Source organism: Fibrobacter sp. UWB2, assembly GCF_002210425.1.
Taxonomy (GTDB): Bacteria; Fibrobacterota; Fibrobacteria; order Fibrobacterales; family Fibrobacteraceae; genus Fibrobacter; species Fibrobacter elongatus.
Genome location: NZ_MWQK01000001.1, coordinates 688,818 through 708,371 on the forward strand (window position 1 = coordinate 688,818; position 19,554 = coordinate 708,371).

Here is a 19,554-nt window from a genome sequence, read left to right on the forward strand (position 1 = left end):
CTCCCCTACTTCAATGGTTCCTGCTTTGGAAGGTTTTCATCGCATTCACTCATATCAACATCAGGCAAATAATATCCATAAGAATATTCGCAACGGTAGCACTTGCGTCCACTCTTTCCATAGCGATTCAACGTTTCTTTCGTACAAGCAAAACCGACACCACTTTCGGCGGCACTAGCCTTAGTCCATCCAACAGAGCCGTCGTACATGCGCCCCCACTTGTAATAATCATCCGTACAATATGTTCCTTTAGTCAAGTGGCCCGGAAGCGTATCGCCCACAGAAGAGTTCAGAACAATCATGTCCAAATCATAGCATCCATTTCTAGGAAGGGTCCACCCTAACGTATCGCAATACAAGAACTGCGTCTTATTAGATTCGGTAGCCTTGATTTCATGATAGTTTTCCGCAGAGCAGTTTCCGAGATTATACTTTTTTTGCCAGATGTTATTCAAGTATTCCTTAACTTTGTATGCATCGGTTTTATAGCCAAATCCAGGCACGAAATCATCGAACTTATCGCAACTTGAATTATGATTAAAATAATACGCATAGCTCCAATAAGTCGAGAACAGCGAATCCGTCAAAACATCTTCTTTCAACAAGTCGTCAAGTCCACCCGACCTCCACACATAAGTCTCGTCAAGAACATTCACACCCAACAAGTAGTAATTGTAGTCCCGCAACGTCGAAAGATTCATCTTGCTAAAGTCTTCGTGCAAAGAATCGAGCAGGAACAAATCCGAAATTTCTTTTTGCAGCAAAGCCATCGACGAATCAAACGAAAGTCCACGATCAATATAGCGCTTTAAGCGTTTCGCCTGCATATGCGTCAAGATATTCACGCTTATCGAATCGCCTTTACGAACATCCGCATAAGCTTCTAGAACCTTCCAGCTAGTCATAGGTTCTGTTTCATTATTGTCATAGCAATTGGAATAGAAATAGCCATTCACTTCAAGGTAAACATAGGGCTGTGTAAGTTTGACATTCTCAAGGGAAAAATGCCCAGAATAATCATCCACAAAACCATGGTACGCCACACCTGTTTGCGAAAGCGTGCTATCGACTTCACGCAAAACAACCTCAGTCATAGAATAACCACGCGTTCGATCAACATAACCGACGATGTTATGCGTCGTTTCCTTGGAATTTTCAATTTGCGGGAAATTACTCGAAGTTAAATTATCATCGGAGCAAGAGCATAACAAAGCGCTCACGCCAAAAACAGATACAATTATGGGGATTAATTTATTTTTTGCAGAAAAAATCATATTTCCAACTCACTTCTTATAAAATCAATAATAAAAAATTTGGTATTAAAAACAAGATAAAAAGTGCATAAAAAGAAAGGCGCCCCGAAGGACGCCCAGAACTGTTTTAGTTAAAAGATTTAGCACAGCGAAGCTACAATCTGCAACCCTCAAGGAAGGGTAGTAAACCAAAGCAGCTCGTTTCGGAATAAAACTCGGCTCAAAAGCCCTCGCTTCAATCCCTAAAAACAAATGTATTAAAAATTTAAGAAAATGGCAAGATGTTTGATAGTACAACTTGGAATGGTGCCAGAACCTGTAATCGGGGTCACATTGCCTAAAATTCCATTTTTTAGTAAATTTTAGCGCATGAAATCAGTACCTATAACGCTCCTGACCGGTTACCTGGGAGCCGGCAAAACAACTCTCCTCAACTACGTTCTCAACAATCAGCAGGGCTACCACGTCGCCGTCATCGTAAATGACATTGGCGAAGTGAACATCGACCAGACTTTAATTGAAAAGGGCGGAAACATCACGAAGGAAGATTCGGGCAAGGTTGTCCCGCTTTCGAACGGTTGCATCTGCTGCTCGCTCAAGACCGACTTGATCGAACAAATCGCCGAACTTTTGGAAATGGGCAAGTTCGACTACATCCTCATCGAAGCTAGCGGTATCTGCGAGCCGATTCCTATAGCCCAGACCATTAGCTTTGCAGGTAGCCAGCTCCGCAGCAAAGACGGCAGACCTCTCCCCTGCCATTTGGACAACATCGTGGCAGTCGTTGACGTGCTCCGCCTCGCAGACGAATTTGCCGGTGGCGAAAAGCTCCTCGAAGAAGACCTCGAAGAAGAAGATATCGCAAACTTGCTCATCCAGCAGATTGAATTCTGCAACACGATTATCATGAACAAGGTCGACGCTCTCAGCAAGCACGACTTGGAACACGTGAAGGCCGTCGTGAAGGCTTTGCAGCCGACAGCCAAGATGATCGAGACGAACTACGGCAAGGTCGACATGAAGGACATTCTCGACACGAAGCAGTTCGACTTCAACAAGGTCGCCGAATCGAGCACTTGGGCAATCAAGCTCAACGAAGAAGGTCACGACAACGATGACGATGATGATGACGATCATGACGAACATGAACATCACCACCACGACCATGACGATGACCACGATGAGCACGAGCATCATCATCACGACCATGATGAACACGAGCATCACCATGACCACGACGATGAAGACCACAGCCATTGCGACCATGAACATGGCGTTTGCCACTGCGGCCACCACCACGACAAGGACCATCCGCATGGTGACGAATACGGCATCAGCACGTTCGTGTTCGAAGACCATCGCCCGCTGAACCGCGAAAAGTTCGAAGCATTCCTCGATGACTATCCGACGAGCATTATCCGCACGAAGGGTCTCCTCTGGTTCAGCGACGAACGCAGCGAAAGCTACTTGTTCGAACAGGCAGGCAAGCAGGCCTCCGCCCAGAATTTTGGACGCTGGTTCGCCGCCGAAAGCAAGGCCGAACAGCAGCGCATTCTCGCCGAAAATCCGCAGCTCCAGAAAATCTGGGACGAAAAGTACGGCGACCGCATCATCCGCCTGGTATTCATTGGCCAGCACATGGACAAGAAGAAGATCATCCAGGTGATGAAGGACTGCTTGGACGACTAATTATTGGTCAATAGTCATTGGTCATTAGTTATTAGAATGTAAGACGAGAATCCCCGCGACCGAAGTCGCGGGGATTTTTTCACCAACGGAGTTAAGCAGTTACTTTTCTTCGATTTCTTGCATTTCGATAGCATCGACGTCTGGCGGGAGCGGATTTCTAGAATCTTGTTTTGCTCCAAGACGTTCCAGTTTGCGGCAAGATTGCACTATGCTTGCACCCTTATCATCGAGTTTTGCCATTCCCTTATTGTAAGCATCCTGAGCTTTACCGAGGGCGCTGCCAATATCTTCCATATTTTTCACGAACATGCCCACGCGCTTGAGCACTTCGTTCGCAAGTTCAAAGACCTTTTGCTGGTTTTGAGCCTGTTGCACTTGGCGCCAGGTCATTTTCACCATACGGAGCATCGCGTAAAGGGATTGTTCATCGGCGATGTAGACATTTTTTTCAAAAGCATCACGCCATAACGCATGATCTTCGGCAAGAGCCGTCCAAAGGGCTGCCGCTCGCGGCACAAACATCACGACAAAGTCCATTGTCTTCTTGGGAGCCTTGACATAGCTCGAATAATCCTTTACCGAGAGTTCATTTACGTGTTTGCGGAGGCTTTCGATATGCTTTTTCAAGAGAACTTTGCGCTCGTCAGGATTTTCTGCCTGCATATAGTCCATAAATGCAGCCATAGAAACTTTTGAATCAACGATAACTTCTTTGTACGGGTCCAAATGCACAATCACATCCGGGCGCAACATTGCATTATTCCCTTCAGCACGCACAACGTTACCGTTGGCATCACGGAGTGTTGCCTGCACATCAAAATGTTTCCCTTCCTCAAGACCAAGTGATTCCAGGACTTCTTCAAGAACGCGTTCTCCCCAATCGCCCTGAATTTTGCTATCGTGCTTAAACGCACGCACAAGTTCATTAGCAGCATTCTTGGTTTTGTCATTGGCATCAATGGACTGTTTCAAGACTTCCTTGAGTGAAGAATTCGCTTCGGTCTGTGCGCGGGTCGTGTCGTTCATGGTCTTTTCCATCTTGGCGATGGTTTCCTTGAGCGGGCTTACAAGCTGTTCCATGGTCGCATGACCGGATTCCGAGATCTGCTTTTCGCGCTGTTTAAGCATTTCTTCAGTAGAGTTCTTTACTTGGGCATATAAGCGCTGCGACATTTCCGTAAAACGAGCATTTTGCTCATTTAGCGAAGATTGATGCACTCGTTCCATATCCAGCTTCATACTTTCTAGGCGCTTGGCACTCGCCTCTTTTTCATCGGCTAGAGACTTGGCAGCGGCGGCGCGCTCGTCAGCAATCCGCTTTTCAGCATCGGCTTTTACCATTTCAAGCTGTTTTTCGGTATTTTCTTTAAGTTCTGCGTTTTTAACAGTTTCTGTCGCGAGCTGGCTACGCAGCACAGCGACTTCCTTTTCCATTTCAACATTCGCCTGACGCGCAGCGGCTTCGCGCTGCGAGTTTCCATTACGGGCAAACAAGACGCCGATTACAATTCCGAGGACAGCGCAAATAATGGCTACGGCTATGGTCATGAACATACTCCTTTTAACGTTCTATCAATATATCGCTATTTAAATGCAAAATGTTTAATAAAATTCTAAAAAAATCAACTGGCGAGATCCTTAACCTTGTCCCAGAGCTTGGCGCCAGCATTTTTCACAGACTTGAGACTTTTGCGGGCCTTTCCAAAAAAGCTGTAATTATCAAGTTCGTCTTGCGCGGATTCATTGCCGACGTTTTCAGCGACATTCACAGGCTTATCGCCTTCGTTGTTCTCAACGGACGGATCAGCGCCGGCATCAACAAGCATTTTGACGATACGACCATTCGCATAACGCGCCGCAATATGGAGCGGACGGTTTCCATAAGCATCAACTCGGTTGACATTCGCATTTTTCTTGATCAAGAAAGCCACCAAATCCGTTCTGTTCCGCTGGATGGCGTAAGCAAGCGGTGTTCCGCCCGCATTGTCCATCGCATCGACTTTTGCTCCATGCGAAAGGAGAACGTTCATCCACATCGCCCCATTCTGCATGCTCAAGGCGCGATGCATCAGCGTTTTTCCATTTGCAAAGACTCGATTCGCCGAGCCCACATCGTTTGCAAGCAAGAACTGCAACGATTCCTTTTTCTGACCCATAAGCGCCTTTTCAACAGGCGCCATGCTTTTATACGACAGCATCATATTGGCGCCCTTCGACTTCAGGAATTTCAGGGAGGACACGTCATTATTTTCTACAGCATAATGAATCGCTGCACAACCAGTGTATTTCGACACATAATTGATATTCGCGCCCAACTGCAAATAGGACTTTGCCTGGTCCAAATTACGATGTTTTACAGCAGCCACAAAAAGGCTATCCCTATAGGTATAGTCAAACAGGTATTTCGAGGTTTTGTTGTGGACAAAGGTCATGGGAGTCTGAGCTGAAGAGTTCTTATCATACACGGAAAGGCCAAACGACATCAGCTTTTGAGCGATCGCAAGATCGTTCTTCTTGACAGCCACGAAAAGTGCTGTTTCGCCCAAACGGTTCCTGGCGTGAATATCCGCACCCAATTTCTGCAATTCCGTAAACATCGTAAGATTGCGTGCAACCGCATAATGAATAAGCGGGACGCCATTTTCGTCCTTATCATTGACGCTTGCGCCATACCCAACAACTTCTTTCAGCAAATCAATATTACCCTTCTTGACAGCATCGAAAATCAACTGATTTTTGAGCCTGTAATGGTTCAAGAACTTTTTGTTCACCGCATTCTTCGTCATTTTTTCAGCAAGCACACCTGCTTTATCCGGAGTATTCACGTCAAGACCAAGCGCAATGAGGTGTTTGAGCACAGGCACATTTCCGTTCACAGCTGCATAATGGAGCAAAGTATTGCCTTTTTCATCCGTGTAATGCAAGTCTGCGCCATTTCTATACGCAAGCTTTGCATCAAGCGCAGCAATATTCCCCGCCTTGATGGCGTTCTGGATTTGCTCCACCTTGGTATACGCATCCTGAAGCACAAGCAAACTCTGCTGCGTCTTGGCATAATTCTTCAAATGCTCATAGTTTTCCTGAATCCATTCATGCGGACGCGCCTGGACAAAAGGTTTCGCATAATAAGAGCATCCCGATTCAAGCGCAAGCTCCAACGGGGTACGCCCCATATTATCGGTCAACCGCTCATCAGCGCCATGATGCAACAACGTATCAATCAGCTCCGCAGAGCCAATCCTTACTGCATAATGCAAAGGCGCATCACCAACTGAGTCCTTGCTATTGACAAAGACTCCGTTATTCAACAAATCCGCAACGTACTTGGCGTCGCCCACGGCACAAGCGGAGAATAGCTTTTCCATTTTACGCTTAGGGTCTTTCGGAATGTAGCCGTTATCGTACAAGACAAAATAAGCCACAGAAATCAAAAGCGCAGCACCAATCAACGTAAAAAGCAAGCCCCAAAGTCTTACTCGACGGGCTTTTACCAAAGCAACCTGCGAATACATCGCTGTTTCACGCGCTCTCTGTTGCGTTGAATCGCGCTCACGCTGCAGAGTTGTAATCTGCTGAGTCAACCCGACAAGAGTCCCCTCCAAAGTCGGCACAACAACATTCTTGACAAGCCCCAATGCATACGCATACGAGTCAATCACATAATCGCTCATCACGCGATCAAGCCTGGAATTTTCGGCAAAAAACTGTTTCTGCTTGCGAATGCAGAGGTTCAGGTCACTGCGATTGCTTGCAAAACCGAGCATGGAACTCCCCACGCCCAGCTGCTCCGCAAGCACAATCGACGAACGGTATTCATAAAACGACTCGCCGAGTTCATCGGCAAGCAACCCCCGCAATCTATGATCGCAGACAATGCCGTTACCATAAGTATCGACAAGCTGACGCATGATAATATGTAAGGGGCGCTTATTCATTTACTGTTCGTTTCCTTTTTTGTTGATTATCCCGGCAAGGCTCATGTCGTCCTTGCTGCCGTGCAAGCTCATATCGCTGAAGCCTTCGTCCATACGGGCGACCGCCTGCTCTTTACCGATATCCAGATACATTTGCAAAAGCCGCATATAGAACCGGTTCAGACATTCAGGAGCTACATCGTAATCGCCTACAGAATCCTCGATTCCATCGCTACACGCAAACACCGCAAACGGGAAATGCCCTGTACCGTCAAATGCGTAGCGGAACGAGTCCGCGGGATTCTTATCGCAAAGCGATGTCGTGTAGTTCAAGAAACACGTTGAATCCCACGGCACTGGCGGAGTCCAGTTTTCATAAGGCTCGGCGCTATCGTTCAAGCAAAGCAGTCTGCCATCGCCCACGTGAATCGCAAGCCAGCCCCACCGCGTCTGCACATAAGCCATCAGCGTCGAGCCATAAGCCTTCACCAAGTCGTTTTTGCCCAAGAGTTCCTTCTCAGCATCGGTCAGCGGGTTTTCTTGGGCGTCCTGCTGGATGGCGGCAACCCACTTTTCGCAAATTCGACGGCACACGTCGCGGATTAGATTTTCTTGCGGCTGGATATTCCCAATCTGTTGCTGATACAGCATTGCTTGCTCTTCGCGAAGCTTCGCTGTTTCGGATTTTTCCTCCGATTTTTCAGACCAACAGGAATCCCCCACATCCGTGCGGGCTGTCACCGCCCCCGTCCGATTTCCAAGGAACTTGCGGGCATCTTCGGATTGCATAAACTGCATAAGTTCATCCTTTGCAATTCCTGCCGCAAGCCTTGCCCCAACATCACTCCGGACGTAAGACGATGAACCATGCCCATCGCATACCACGATCAACTGGATTTCGCCATCATTATATTCTAGCGAGAAATCCTGGCACGGGATATTTGCAGGCAAATGCTTCGCCCCGACTTTGCTCACCGCAAACGTTTCAGCATTTTGCATACACATTTCAGACTCCCTAGTTCCAGCCGGACCAGTCATTGGAACCGGAATTGGCCGTACTTGAACCCACATCGACTCCTGAAAGCGATGCATCGTTTGCAACCGTATTCGAAATTGACTGTGCGACAAGCTGGTTCTGCGTTACCATTGCGGCGCCGACAGATGCACTTTGGCTTGCCACCGTTGTCGCAGACACGCTGACCGTATGAATCATCTTCTTGAGCTGATCCACATTGTGAACCGTGATGACCGATTCCGAACTGCCCGTAAATTCCCGGAGCACATCATTATTGGCGTCGTCACCGATGGCGATAGCCACCTTCACACCAGCCTTGAACCAGCGATTCCCCTTGAGCTTTTCCAACTTACGGACATAGCCATCCGTCGGAGCGCCGTCCGAAAGGAGGACAATGGCAGGTGCGCGGCACCCTGTTTTTTCGCCCATAAATCCATTAGACCTGGAAAGTTTAGCGTCCAATTCTGCACAGGCACTACCAAACGATGTCGTACCACTTGCACTCAAATCCTGCCACTGGAACTTTTCGGCTTCAATCGGCTGTTCGTACATCCAGTTGACAGCGCTACTGAACTCAAGCACGGCAATCTTGATTTGCGAATCGCCGCAATTCTTGGAGATGTCGCCCACATCGTCAAGAGCGTCACGAACCGCCGTATTGAGCGATGCAATCTTTGAACCGGACATACTGCCCGACGTATCCACCATAAAAATCAGATGCGTGACACGACGCGGGATCGGTTCCAACGCAAACGGGTCTTTTGTAGCCATATTCTATTCTCCTTTTATTCAATAACGGCAGTTTCGCCTTGATTTCCAAACTTGATCTTGTAACCTTTGCGGGCAGGCATGCCCTGACCATCCGCAACGACTCGCTGAGTGCCGTCCAAACACGTCACCGTCCAGGATTCGCCAGAATTATTGCAAAGCCCCACCTCATTGTTCTTGATGACGGTTCTGCCAACGACCTTGTCGTAATCGGTCGAGCCGTGGACTAGACATTCATGGAGCTTCTGCTCCATCATCAGCGGAATTTTAAACTTGCCTACGCGCAACATTCTATAATCTCCAAATGACTTATCGCAGTAAGCACACTTTTTGTCAACACAATCCGGGTCCGCAAATGAAAATTTTCCGCATTTCGGGCATTTGACAAAATCCGCACGCACCTGCAGCAAAATATCGCGCCATTCCTTATCCTTCACGCGGAGGTCTCCGTTTTGCAGAGCAGCCTTGCTGAACGTCTTGCAGAAAGCATCGCGCAACACCTTCGGATAGATATCCCAACGGCGCATCACATTCTTATGCAGGCTCGGATCCGGCGCATTGCTCTTGTCGTTTGGATCCATAATAAATACGGCGTTATACCCCAAAAGTTGCCTTGCCATTTCCGGGTCGTTATCACACGGGCAAGAGAGATAACGCCTGCCTTCAAACGGACGGTTCATATAAATCAAAATGAAAAGGCAAACCGCAAGCGAATGGTAATCCGTCACTTTGCGCGGTCGGGACTGTCCTTCGACAATTTCGGGTGCCATATACCCCGCCTTGCCAAGAATGCCGAGGTCGTCGGTGCCATCGGGAGCCACGTTATCGTTATCGCAAATTAGCACATCACCCGTTTTGGGGTTAATAAAGAAGTTGCCATCGTTCATGTCCTGGTAGCTATAACCGTCGCGATGCAGGTCCAAAAATGCCTTCACGAGTTGCATACAGGCGTTCAGCTGGGCATTCACATCGGCAAAACGAGCGGTCACCAAAATGAACTTGCTCATGTCCACATAGCCTGCGGGGCGGATTTTCATCAAATAGCCAAAACCACCATTGGGGTCTTCGGCGACAGCCATCGGCCAAATAAAGTGTTCGTTCGGCGTCTGGCGATTCGCATTGCGCTTCAGATTTTCACGGAAACGCTCACTCACCTTTTGCGTGTACCATTTTAACGCATACTCACTACCATTATAATTGACAGCGTAAACGATTCCCTGACCGCCGCGCCCCAATTCACGGACAACTTGACAAGTGTCACCGCCAGCGAGCGCGACCACATCCCCTTTTTTCAATTCAGACATAAAGCCTCCCAAAAATTTCTTCATCATTTCTATCGATTCGAGGGGGTAAAATGTCAAGTGTTTTTCAAGAAATAATAGGTCCTTCCGCCTTCGGCGTCAGGATGACGAGATGCGGGTGTCAGGATGACGAGAGGCGGAGCCTCTGGATGACGAGAAGCGAGTGTCAAGATGACGCGAAACGCGAGTTTTTAAAATTTTTCAAGAATTTTTAGAACTACCCCTTGCCATGTGCAATTTGGATTGATATTTTTGTGTCATGATGAATTTCGTAACAAGTGCAACTATGAACCGTCGTTGGTGGCGCGGACTCTAACATAGAGCCCGGTATTTGTTACAAATCACCCAAGATTTTTAGGCAAAGGCTTCCGGACTCACGGAGGCCTTCCTTTTTACCGAAAATTGACGAAATCCTCCGGGAAATAAAGCCTTTGCAAAAGCAAACGAGTTTTAAAACTAGAGGATTAAAATGACTAAGATTACTCACATCACCGAACGCCCGGGTTACGCTCCGCGTACTGACAGCATTTACGTTGCACTCCCCGGTGAACGTTACACCCCGTTTTCACTCGCCAAGAAGCTCGGCGCAAAGGCCATCTTCGAATCGGCAAGCTTCGACCACGGTCGCAGCCGTTATTCGACCTTGATGGTGGACGAAGGGTTTCGCCTGCGCCAGAACGACAAGAACGTGAGCATTGTCGTGGACGGCAAGGAAAGCGAATTTTTGGCTGAAGGTGATGGCGATATTCTCGACGCCTTGCTCAAGATTTCTGCCGAAAATACGGTGCCGCCCAACCAAATTCCTATTCCGTCTTCGGGCGTGGGCTACCTCGGCTACGAATTCTGCGCCCGCTGCGATACGATCCGCCTTGCACCGCAAGTTGACGAACTCAACATCCCCGAAGCGGAATTTTTGGTCGGCCACATTTACATTGTGTTTGACCACTTCACCGAAAAGCTTCACTTGTTCGCCCTGAACTACGAAGAACACCAGATTGACCTGAAAGCCGCAATTGAAAAGGTGAAAGCCCGCCTTGCAGACCTTGACTTTAGCTACCTCGCTCCGGAAAAGCAGTACAGCAAAGGCATTACCATGACCGACCTCGAACAGTCCCGCAAGGAATACGTGGAAAAGGTCGCCGCTTTGCAGAAGCACATCGTGGCAGGCAACATCGTTCAGGCTGTGCCATCCCGCCGCATCCAGTTCGCAAGCGATATCGAAGCCCTCGACATTTACCGCCGCCTCCGTACGGTGAACCCGTCTCCGTACATGTTCTTCTTGGATTACGGCACGCACCAGTTCATCGGCGCATCTCCGGAAAGCTTGATCCGCGTACGTGAAGGCATCGCCACCATCCACCCGATTGCAGGTACCCGCCGCCGCGGTAAGGACGACGCAGAAGACGAAGCATTGATGAAGAATTTGAAGGGCGATCCGAAGGAACGCGCAGAACACTTGATGCTCGTAGACCTCGCCCGCAACGACCTCGGCCGCGTTTGCGATGCCGGTACGGTCGAAACGACCAAGTACATGGAATGCGAAAAGTTCAGCCACGTGATCCACTTGGTCTCTGACGTGCAAGGTAAAGTTTCCAAGAACAAGAAGGCAATTGAAGTGCTACGTTCCAGCTTCCCGGCAGGTACGGTGAGCGGCGCTCCGAAAATCAGCGCCATTGAAATTCTTTCTGGTCTCGAAAAAATCAAGCGTCGCTTCTATGCTGGCGCCGTGGGTTACATTGAATCGGACGGAGACTTGGATTTCTGCATCGCTATCCGTTGCTGCTTAAAGCAGGGCAAGACCATCAGTCTGCAGGCCGGTGGTGGCATTGTCGCGGCCTCGAACGCCGACCGCGAATTTGAAGAAACGAACGAAAAGCTCGGAGCAATCAGGGCTGTACTGGAGGGTGACAACTAGATTGCTTCGGCTTTCAGCCTCGCAATGACGAAACACCCCAAAACTTTAAAAAAGAGATTACAACCATGATTATCATTATTGACAACTACGATTCTTTTACTTATAACGTTTATCAGGCTTTGGCCAAGATTACCACCGAAGAAATCCGCGTGCTCCGTAGCCGCGAATGCACCATTGCAGACATTGAAAAGTTGAACCCGAGCCGCCTCATTGTGAGCCCGGGCCCGGGCCGCCCCGAAGATGCCGGCATTTCCGTAGAAGCCATTAAGCACTTTGCAGGCAAGCTCCCGATTTTGGGCGTGTGCCTCGGCCACCAGGCTATCGGTTACGCCTTTGGCGCAAAGATTGTTCAAGCCAAGTTCATCAAGCACGGCATCGCCGAAGAAATCGACCTCGACGGCAAGGGACTTTTCCGCACCATCGGCAAGAAGAACATCTTTACGCGTTACCACAGCTTGGTCATCGACGAATCTACGCTCCCGGGCGATTTCGAAGTGACCGCCCGCGCAACAGACGGCGACATCATGGGCATTCGCCACAAGACGCTCCCCATTGAAGGCGTGCAGTTCCACCCGGAATCCATCGCTAGCGGCCGCGCCGACGAATTCTTCAAGGCTTTCCTCAACTACCGTCGCGAACCGCTCGATATCCGCGGAATCCTGAACACGCTTACTGCAGGCAAGGATTTGACTCGCGAAACCGCCGAAATGTTCATGGAAGACTTGACGGACGGTATCATGGACGAACGCCAGATGGCAGCAATCCTTACCGCACTTTCCAGCAAGGGCCCCGTGACCGAAGAAATTGCAGGCTGCGCCAAGGTTTTGAGTAGCAAGAAGCGCAAGTTCCCGTACAGCGGCGACGAACTCACAGACATCGTGGGTACCGGTGGCGACGGCAAGGGAAGCTTCAACGTGAGCTCTCTCTCCGGCCTTATCGCAGCAAGCTGTGGCGCCAAGATCGCCAAGCACGGCAATCGCGCGGTTTCGAGCAAGTCCGGTGCCGCTGACTTCTATACCGCAGCCGGCTTCAAGCTCGACATGACTCCGGAAAAAGCAGCAAGCGTCATCGACAAGACGAACTTCGTGTTCCTCATGGCTCCGGTTTACCACAGCGCTATGCGTTTTGCAGGCCCGGTTCGTGGCGCACTCGGCGTGAAGACCATCATGAATTTGCTCGGCCCCCTCACGAACCCGGCCGAAGCCAAGTACCTCATGCTCGGCGTTTACAGCAAGTCGATTCTCGAACCGTTCACGAAGGCTGCAAAGACCCTCGGTGCCAAGCGCGTGATGGTCGCTATCTCTGATGACGGCTACGACGAAATCTCTCCGTGCGTCCCGACGACCATTGCCGAAATCTTGGAAGACGGCGAGTATCGCGAATACCGCATTGACCCGAAGGAATTCGGCGTCCCGGCTGTGGACCCGGAAGACCTCGCAGGCGGTACGGGCGTGGACAATTTCAACCTCGCTCTCGACGTGCTGAACGGCAAAGGCCGTCCGGGCATCAAGTACGCTTGCGCATTGAACGCCGGCGCCGCTCTCTACATCAGCAAGAAGGCAGCCAGCATCAAGGAAGGCTTCGACAAGGCGATTAAGGCTATGGAAGACGGCTCTGTGCTGAAGAAGATCGAAGAAGTCAAAGTCGCTACAAACGCGTAATGAGGTCCGCCGCGCTTGCTACCTTTGGGTACGAGCGCAGGCAACGTCCTTTGTGATAAGCGCTCCGAGAAATCGGGGCTCTTTTTTTTTCAATAACACATTTTGACATTCATTTTTGTACCTTAAAATGCGTCGGATAAAATTACTAATAAAATAATTCTATAAGTAGTGATATTTTTTTAGTATTGGACAAAGGGTTTTGAGTTCTCTATATTTGTCTCTCAAAAATGGGAGACATTCTATGGCAGTTGATTATTCTACTCTTAAAAAGGGCGGCTGGATGCGCCAGAAGCAGAAGAACAATTTCTCGTTGCGCGTTCGCGTTGTTGGTGGGAACCTCACAGCAACACAGCTTGCCAAAATCGCCGAAGTCGCTGAAAAATATGGCGAAGGTTACGCTCACCTAACTTCGAGACAGAGCGTCGAGATTCCGTTTATCAAGCTTGAAAATATTGACGATGTGAAAAACGCACTTGCCGAGGGTGGTGTTGAACCAGGCGTTTGCGGGGCTCGCGTGCGTACCATTACGGCATGCCAGGGTGAAGCCGTTTGCCCGAGCGGTTGCATTGATACTTATGCAATCGCGAAAGAGCTTGACGATCGTTACTTTGCACGAGAACTTCCGCACAAGTTCAAATTCGGTGTGACGGGTTGCCAAAACAACTGTCTCAAGGCCGAAGAAAACGACGTGGGCATCAAGGGCGCCATCAAGGTGGATTGGCTCGAAGACAAGTGCATCGGTTGCGGGCTTTGCGCAAAGGTTTGCCGCAAAGAGGCCATCAAGATCGAAAACAAGAAGGTCATTTTCGACAAGGAAAAATGCAATTACTGCGGCCGTTGCTACAAGTCCTGCCCCACTGACGCCTGGAGCCACATTCACGGCTACATCGTATCGTTTGGCGGGCTTTTCGGCAACAACATCAACAAGGGCGAAACGATTATTCCGTTTGTAGAAGACAAGCAGAAACTCTTGGACATTTGCGATGCTGCGATTCAATTCTTTGCAGACAACGGAAAGAGCGGTGAACGTTTCAAGTACACGATCGACCGCGTCGGCCGCGATGTATTCGCAAAGAAAATCCAGGACGTATACAACGGTTAAGCGTTGACATAACAAGCCAGTATTCTAGCCACTTATTAACAAATGAAGATTGAAAAAATTAAGACAGACCTGCTGATAATTGGCGGCGGAACCGCTGGCTGTTATGCAGCCATTACCGCAAGTACTTTAGGTGCAGCGAAAGATGTCGCAGACATCAAGATATTGGTTGTCGAAAAAGCGAACATCAAGCGGAGCGGTTGCCTCGCTGCTGGCGTAAACGCGCTGAACGCCTACATTACCGAAGGCCGTACGCCCAAGGATTATGTGGAGTACGCCAAGAAAGACGCCGACGGAATCGTTCGCGAAGACTTGCTGTACAGCATTTCCGAGAGGTTCAACGAAATCACCGCGCATTTGGAAAAGCTGGGCCTTGTCATTTTGAAGGACAAGGATGGAAAGTATGTGACCCGCGGGAATCGTAATATCAAAATCAACGGCGAAAACATAAAGCCAATTTTGGCGGCGGCTGTCGCAAAGGCTCCGAACGTTCAGGTGCTAAACCACGTGAACATTTTTGATTACTCTGTTCACAACAACAGGATTGACGGAGCTTTCGGTTTCGGAATCGAGAACGATACTTTTTACGCCATCGAGGCGCGTGCTGTGATTATCGCGACGGGCGGTGCCGCCGGGCTTTATCGCCCGAACAATCCGGGATTTTCCCGCCATAAAATGTGGTACCCGCCGTTCAACACGGGCGCGGGCTATGCAATGGGAATCCGTCACGGTGCCGAGATGACGACTTTCGAGATGCGTTTTATTGCGCTTCGTTGCAAGGACACCATCGCCCCGACAGGTACGCTTGCGCAGGGCGTAGGTGCAAAGCAGATAAATTCGCTTGGTGAAGTTTATGAGACAAAGTACGGCATTTCAACTTCGGAACGCGTGTACGGAACAGTGGCAGAAAACCTGGAAGGCCGCGGGCCGTGCTATTTGCGCACCGTCGGGATTACACCCGCACAGGAAGACTCGCTTTTAAAGGCATACCTGAACATGGCCCCGTCGCAGACCATCCGCTGGATTGAAAACGGCACGCCATCAAAAGCGAATGTGGAAATCGAAGGAACGGAACCCTACATCGTGGGCGGACACACCGCAAGCGGTTACTGGGTCGATACCAAGCGTGCAACGACAATTGACGGGCTTTACGCTGCAGGCGATGTTGCCGGTGGAGCCCCGCAAAAATACGTGACGGGCGCGCTTGCCGAAGGCGAGATTGCGGCGAAGAGTGCAGTGGAATATATCAATGCGGTAGATTGCCGCACCCCCTTACAGGGGGCTCGCAATGACGTAGATGCAGATCCTCGCGAAGACGTAGACGCCAAAGCAACCATCAAGGAAGCAGAAATCGCCCGACATGTCGCAGAAATCGAAACATATCTATCACAGAAAAATTCGCTGTACACGACAGAGCAACTTGAAGAAGCCATGCAAATAGCCATGGACGAATATGCAGGCGGAATCAAGACGGGCTATGGCTACAGCGAAAAGCATCTCAATATTGCCAAAGAAAAAATTGACGAAATTGAAAGCCTTACAGACAAGCTTAGCGCAGCCGATTTGCAAGAAGTGATGTACATCTACGAACTCAAGGAACGTCTAACAGTTTGCAAGAGCGTGATAGCCCACCTCAAGGCACGTCACGAAACACGTTGGCATAGTTTTGCAGAAAACCTGGACTACCCCGAAAAGGACAACGCAAACTTCCACAAATACGTCAATTCAAAACTCGAAAACGGCGAAATCAAAATCATCTTGCGCGACCTCACCGCAGAAGGGCAAAAGAACTATGAGCATCAGCATTGATCAAAGCAAATGTATCGGCTGCAGGAGATGCCACGACGTATGCCCCGGCACGCTAATCAAGATAAATGAAGACAAAAAAGCGTTTATCAAGTACCCCAAGGATTGCTGGGGTTGCACCTCGTGCATCAAGGAATGCCCGGTTCACGCCATCAGCTTCTTTCTCGGTGAAGACATCGGCGGCAAGGGTTGTAAGGTGCATACCGAAAAAGTCAAGGGCGAAAAAAACGATATCGTGCGCTGGATATTTGAACTGAACGATGGAAGCGTCAAGACTATCGATATCGATCCCAAGGAATCTAACAAATACTAGGAGTTTTACAGTGAGCGAATTTTCCCACCTCGACGAGCTGGAAGCCGAAGCCATCTACATCATTCGCGAAGTCGCAGCCGAATGCGAAAAGCCGGTTATGCTGTACTCGATTGGCAAGGACAGTTCCGTCATGTTGCATTTGGCCATGAAGGCCTTCTATCCCGAAAAGCCGCCTTTCCCGTTCTTGCATGTGAATACCACATGGAAGTTCAAGGAAATGATCAAGTTTCGCGACGAAACCGCCAAGAAACTCGGTATCGAAATGCTGGAATACGTCAACCAGGATGGCGTCAAGCAGGGCATTAATCCGTTTGACCACGGTGCCGCTTATACCGACATCATGAAGACACAGGCTCTAAAGCAGGCACTAAACAAGTACGGTTTTACCGCCGCATTTGGCGGCGGCCGCCGCGACGAAGAAAAGTCCCGCGCCAAGGAACGCATTTTCTCGTTCCGCAATTCAGCACACGCTTGGGACCCGAAAAACCAGCGTCCGGAAATGTGGAAGCTTTACAACACCAAGATTAACAAGGGCGAAAGCATCCGCGTTTTTCCGATTTCGAACTGGACCGAAAAGGACATCTGGCAGTACATCAAACGCGAAAAGATTGATATCGTACCGCTTTATTTTGCGGCACCGCGCCCGGTTGTGGTGCGCGACGGCAACATCATCATGGTGGACGACGAACGTTTCCCGCTGCGCGAAGGCGAAACGCCCGAAATCAAGTCGGTGCGCTTCCGCACGCTCGGTTGCTACCCGCTCACGGGAGGTATTGAATCGACCGCCACGACGCTTGATGAAATCATTGACGAAACCTTGAGCGCGGTTTCTTCGGAACGCACTTCCCGCGTGATTGACAACGAAGCCGCGGGCAGCATGGAACGTCGCAAGAGGGAGGGATATTTCTAATGAAAGGCTTATTGAAGTTTATTACATGCGGTAGCGTTGATGACGGAAAGTCGACGCTCATCGGACACATCCTCTACGATTCCAAGTTGCTCTATGCCGACCAGGAAAAGGCTCTGGAATTGGACAGTAAAGTCGGTAGCCGCAGCGGAAAAATTGACTATTCGCTTTTGCTCGACGGCCTTATGGCCGAACGCGAGCAGGGCATTACCATCGATGTCGCGTACCGCTATTTCACGACGGATCACCGCAGCTTTATCGTTGCTGACACTCCGGGGCATGAAGAATACACGCGCAACATGGCCGTGGGCGCATCTTTTGCCGACCTCGCCGTAATTCTCGTGGACGCTTCGCAGGGCGTTCTCGTGCAGACGCGCAGACACGCTCGTATTTGCAGACTGATGGGCATCCGCCACTTCGTCTTTGCCGTGAACAAGATGGATCTTGTGGGTTACAGCGAAGAGGTATTCAACAAAATCAAGGTACAAATCGCAGAACTTGCACAGACTCATTCCCTGAGCAACATACAAGTTATTCCGCTTTCGGCAACAGAAGGCGACAACGTTACCATCAAATCGAAAAACATTGCATGGTATCAAGGTCCTGCATTACTTGAATACCTTGAAAATGTCGATACATCAAGCTCTGCACTAGAAAAGGGATTTTACATGCCCGTGCAGCGCGTGAGCCGCCCCGACCGTACATTCCGCGGATTCCAAGGACAAATTGAATCTGGAACGATTCGCGTCGGAGACGTCATCAAATCCCTCCCGAGCTACGAAAAAGCATCCGTCAAAAGCATTCTCTACACAAACAGGAATGTCGAAGAAGCCCACGCTGGCGAACCGGTCACAATTACGCTAGACCGTGAAGTTGACGTATCGAGAGGTTGCGTGCTCGCTAGAGATGCAAGCATCGGTAGCTACAAGAAAATCAAGGCGTCACTTTTGTGGATGGATGACGAGCCGCTTTCGCTAGGCAAAGACTACCTCGTCAAAATCGGGACAAAGATTATTCCTGGAACACTCACGAAAATCGACTATGCCATTGACGTGAACACAGGCGCACACTTAGAAACAGAAAGCATTTCCAAAAACGGGATTGCCGTCTGCGAACTTGTTTTCGCCGAAGCCATTGTCGTTGATCTTTTTGAAAAGCACAAAACGCTTGGCGAGCTCATTCTCATTGACATCGTAACGCATGCAACAGCCGCTTGCGGCGTTGTTGAAGGGCTCTACGAAAAGCAACTTCAATCCAACGAAAAGGCAGCCTTTGTGCAAGGCGAGCGCCATGGCCGTGGAGAAATCTTCGAAGAATTCTTCTACGATACAGCTACACTTTCCGTAGTAAAGCAGCAGCCCATCAAGCAGCACTACACTGTAGGCGACGAAATCCCGACTGCTGGCGAAAGCTACCACTATCCCGACGATTTCGACATCATCATCTTGCGCGATAGTATCGCTGTCAAGGTGCGTGGCAAACGCATCGCCGAAATCACGGCCGCGGACCAGTACCATTACGGAAACGTTCCGGTCATCAACGGTCGCGGTTTTGAAATCAAGGTCCATTCCGACGAAGATGTTGCAAACTTGCTCCGTGAATACGATGATGCAGGAGAATCCGGCCGCGAGGAATTTTTCCGCAAGTGGGCCGCATTTGATACATACCGCAAGGTCGTAATAAAGTAACTGCAACCATAATCAAACATTACAGCTCCCGATTGGACATCGGGAGCTTTTTTCACGTACTCATACATTTACTTTATATTTATAAATAAATACAAATTCACATAACAATACATATAAAATTTCTATAGCAAAAATTAATAACTCCGCATAAAAATTTAGTATTGGACAAAACAAAAAACGCCTTCTATATTTGAGCGCACAAAAAAAAACAAGGAAACAAACAAC

The 19,554-nt window shown here is 49.4% G+C and carries 14 protein-coding genes; 8 read left to right on the forward strand and 6 right to left on the reverse strand.

The window, feature by feature from the left end; genetic code table 11:
- Positions 1-5: 5 nt before the first annotated feature.
- Positions 6-1,220 carry a hypothetical protein gene (locus tag B7982_RS02950; protein ID WP_233138334.1) on the reverse strand — a complete coding sequence of 405 codons (1,215 nt, stop codon included), beginning with the start codon at positions 1,218-1,220 and terminating at the stop codon, positions 6-8.
- Between the two features lie 402 nt (positions 1,221-1,622).
- Between B7982_RS02950 and B7982_RS02955 the strand changes: the two genes are divergently transcribed.
- Complete coding sequence (locus B7982_RS02955) at positions 1,623-2,942, forward strand: GTP-binding protein (protein ID WP_088659472.1); 1,320 nt, start codon at positions 1,623-1,625, stop codon at positions 2,940-2,942.
- A gap of 99 nt (positions 2,943-3,041) precedes the next feature.
- On the opposite strand, the gene rmuC is transcribed toward B7982_RS02955, so the two are convergent.
- From rmuC to B7982_RS02980, 5 genes are all read right to left on the reverse strand, one after another.
- Positions 3,042-4,490, reverse strand: coding sequence for a DNA recombination protein RmuC (rmuC, locus tag B7982_RS02960; RefSeq protein WP_088659554.1), 1,449 nt, complete (start codon positions 4,488-4,490; stop codon positions 3,042-3,044).
- Positions 4,491-4,564: 74 nt separating this feature from the next.
- The gene (locus tag B7982_RS02965; RefSeq protein WP_088659473.1) at positions 4,565-6,877 is read right to left on the reverse strand and encodes an ankyrin repeat domain-containing protein; all 2,313 of its coding nucleotides are present in this window, start codon (positions 6,875-6,877) and stop codon (positions 4,565-4,567) included.
- Positions 6,878-7,855: a protein phosphatase 2C domain-containing protein gene (locus B7982_RS02970; RefSeq protein ID WP_158212955.1), complete on the reverse strand. Its 978-nt coding sequence runs from the start codon at positions 7,853-7,855 to the stop codon at positions 6,878-6,880.
- A gap of 16 nt (positions 7,856-7,871) precedes the next feature.
- Positions 7,872-8,642, reverse strand: a complete 771-nt coding sequence (locus B7982_RS02975; RefSeq protein ID WP_088659475.1) for a VWA domain-containing protein — start codon at positions 8,640-8,642, stop codon at positions 7,872-7,874.
- Positions 8,643-8,656: 14 nt separating this feature from the next.
- Positions 8,657-9,943, reverse strand: coding sequence for a serine/threonine protein kinase (locus tag B7982_RS02980; RefSeq protein ID WP_233138335.1), 1,287 nt, complete (start codon positions 9,941-9,943; stop codon positions 8,657-8,659).
- 466 nt (positions 9,944-10,409) lie between these two features.
- Between B7982_RS02980 and B7982_RS02985 the strand changes: the two genes are divergently transcribed.
- The 7 genes from B7982_RS02985 (at position 10,410) to B7982_RS03015 (ending at position 19,329) form a co-directional block, all read left to right on the forward strand.
- On the forward strand, positions 10,410-11,855 hold the full coding sequence (locus B7982_RS02985) for an anthranilate synthase component I family protein (RefSeq protein WP_073424412.1): 1,446 nt from the start codon (positions 10,410-10,412) through the stop codon (positions 11,853-11,855).
- A gap of 65 nt (positions 11,856-11,920) precedes the next feature.
- Entirely contained in the window at positions 11,921-13,516 is a 1,596-nt protein-coding gene (locus B7982_RS02990) for a bifunctional anthranilate synthase component II/anthranilate phosphoribosyltransferase (protein ID WP_088659476.1), read from the forward strand.
- Between the two features lie 241 nt (positions 13,517-13,757).
- On the forward strand, positions 13,758-14,618 hold the full coding sequence (locus B7982_RS02995) for a 4Fe-4S binding protein (protein ID WP_012819987.1): 861 nt from the start codon (positions 13,758-13,760) through the stop codon (positions 14,616-14,618).
- A 42-nt stretch (positions 14,619-14,660) separates the two neighbouring features.
- A complete protein-coding gene (locus B7982_RS03000) occupies positions 14,661-16,424 on the forward strand; it encodes an adenylyl-sulfate reductase subunit alpha (RefSeq protein ID WP_088659477.1) in 1,764 nt (587 codons plus the stop codon).
- Positions 16,408-16,734: a ferredoxin family protein gene (locus B7982_RS03005; protein ID WP_088659478.1), complete on the forward strand. Its 327-nt coding sequence runs from the start codon at positions 16,408-16,410 to the stop codon at positions 16,732-16,734. The genes B7982_RS03000 and B7982_RS03005 overlap by 17 nt, the downstream gene beginning before the upstream one ends.
- A 10-nt stretch (positions 16,735-16,744) precedes the next feature.
- Positions 16,745-17,644, forward strand: a complete 900-nt coding sequence (gene cysD / locus B7982_RS03010; protein WP_088659479.1) for a sulfate adenylyltransferase subunit CysD — start codon at positions 16,745-16,747, stop codon at positions 17,642-17,644.
- Positions 17,644-19,329 (forward strand): sulfate adenylyltransferase subunit 1, encoded by a 1,686-nt coding sequence (locus B7982_RS03015; RefSeq protein ID WP_088659480.1) that lies wholly within the window; start codon positions 17,644-17,646, stop codon positions 19,327-19,329. Before cysD ends, B7982_RS03015 begins: the two co-directional genes overlap by 1 nt.
- Positions 19,330-19,554: the final 225 nt, after the last annotated feature.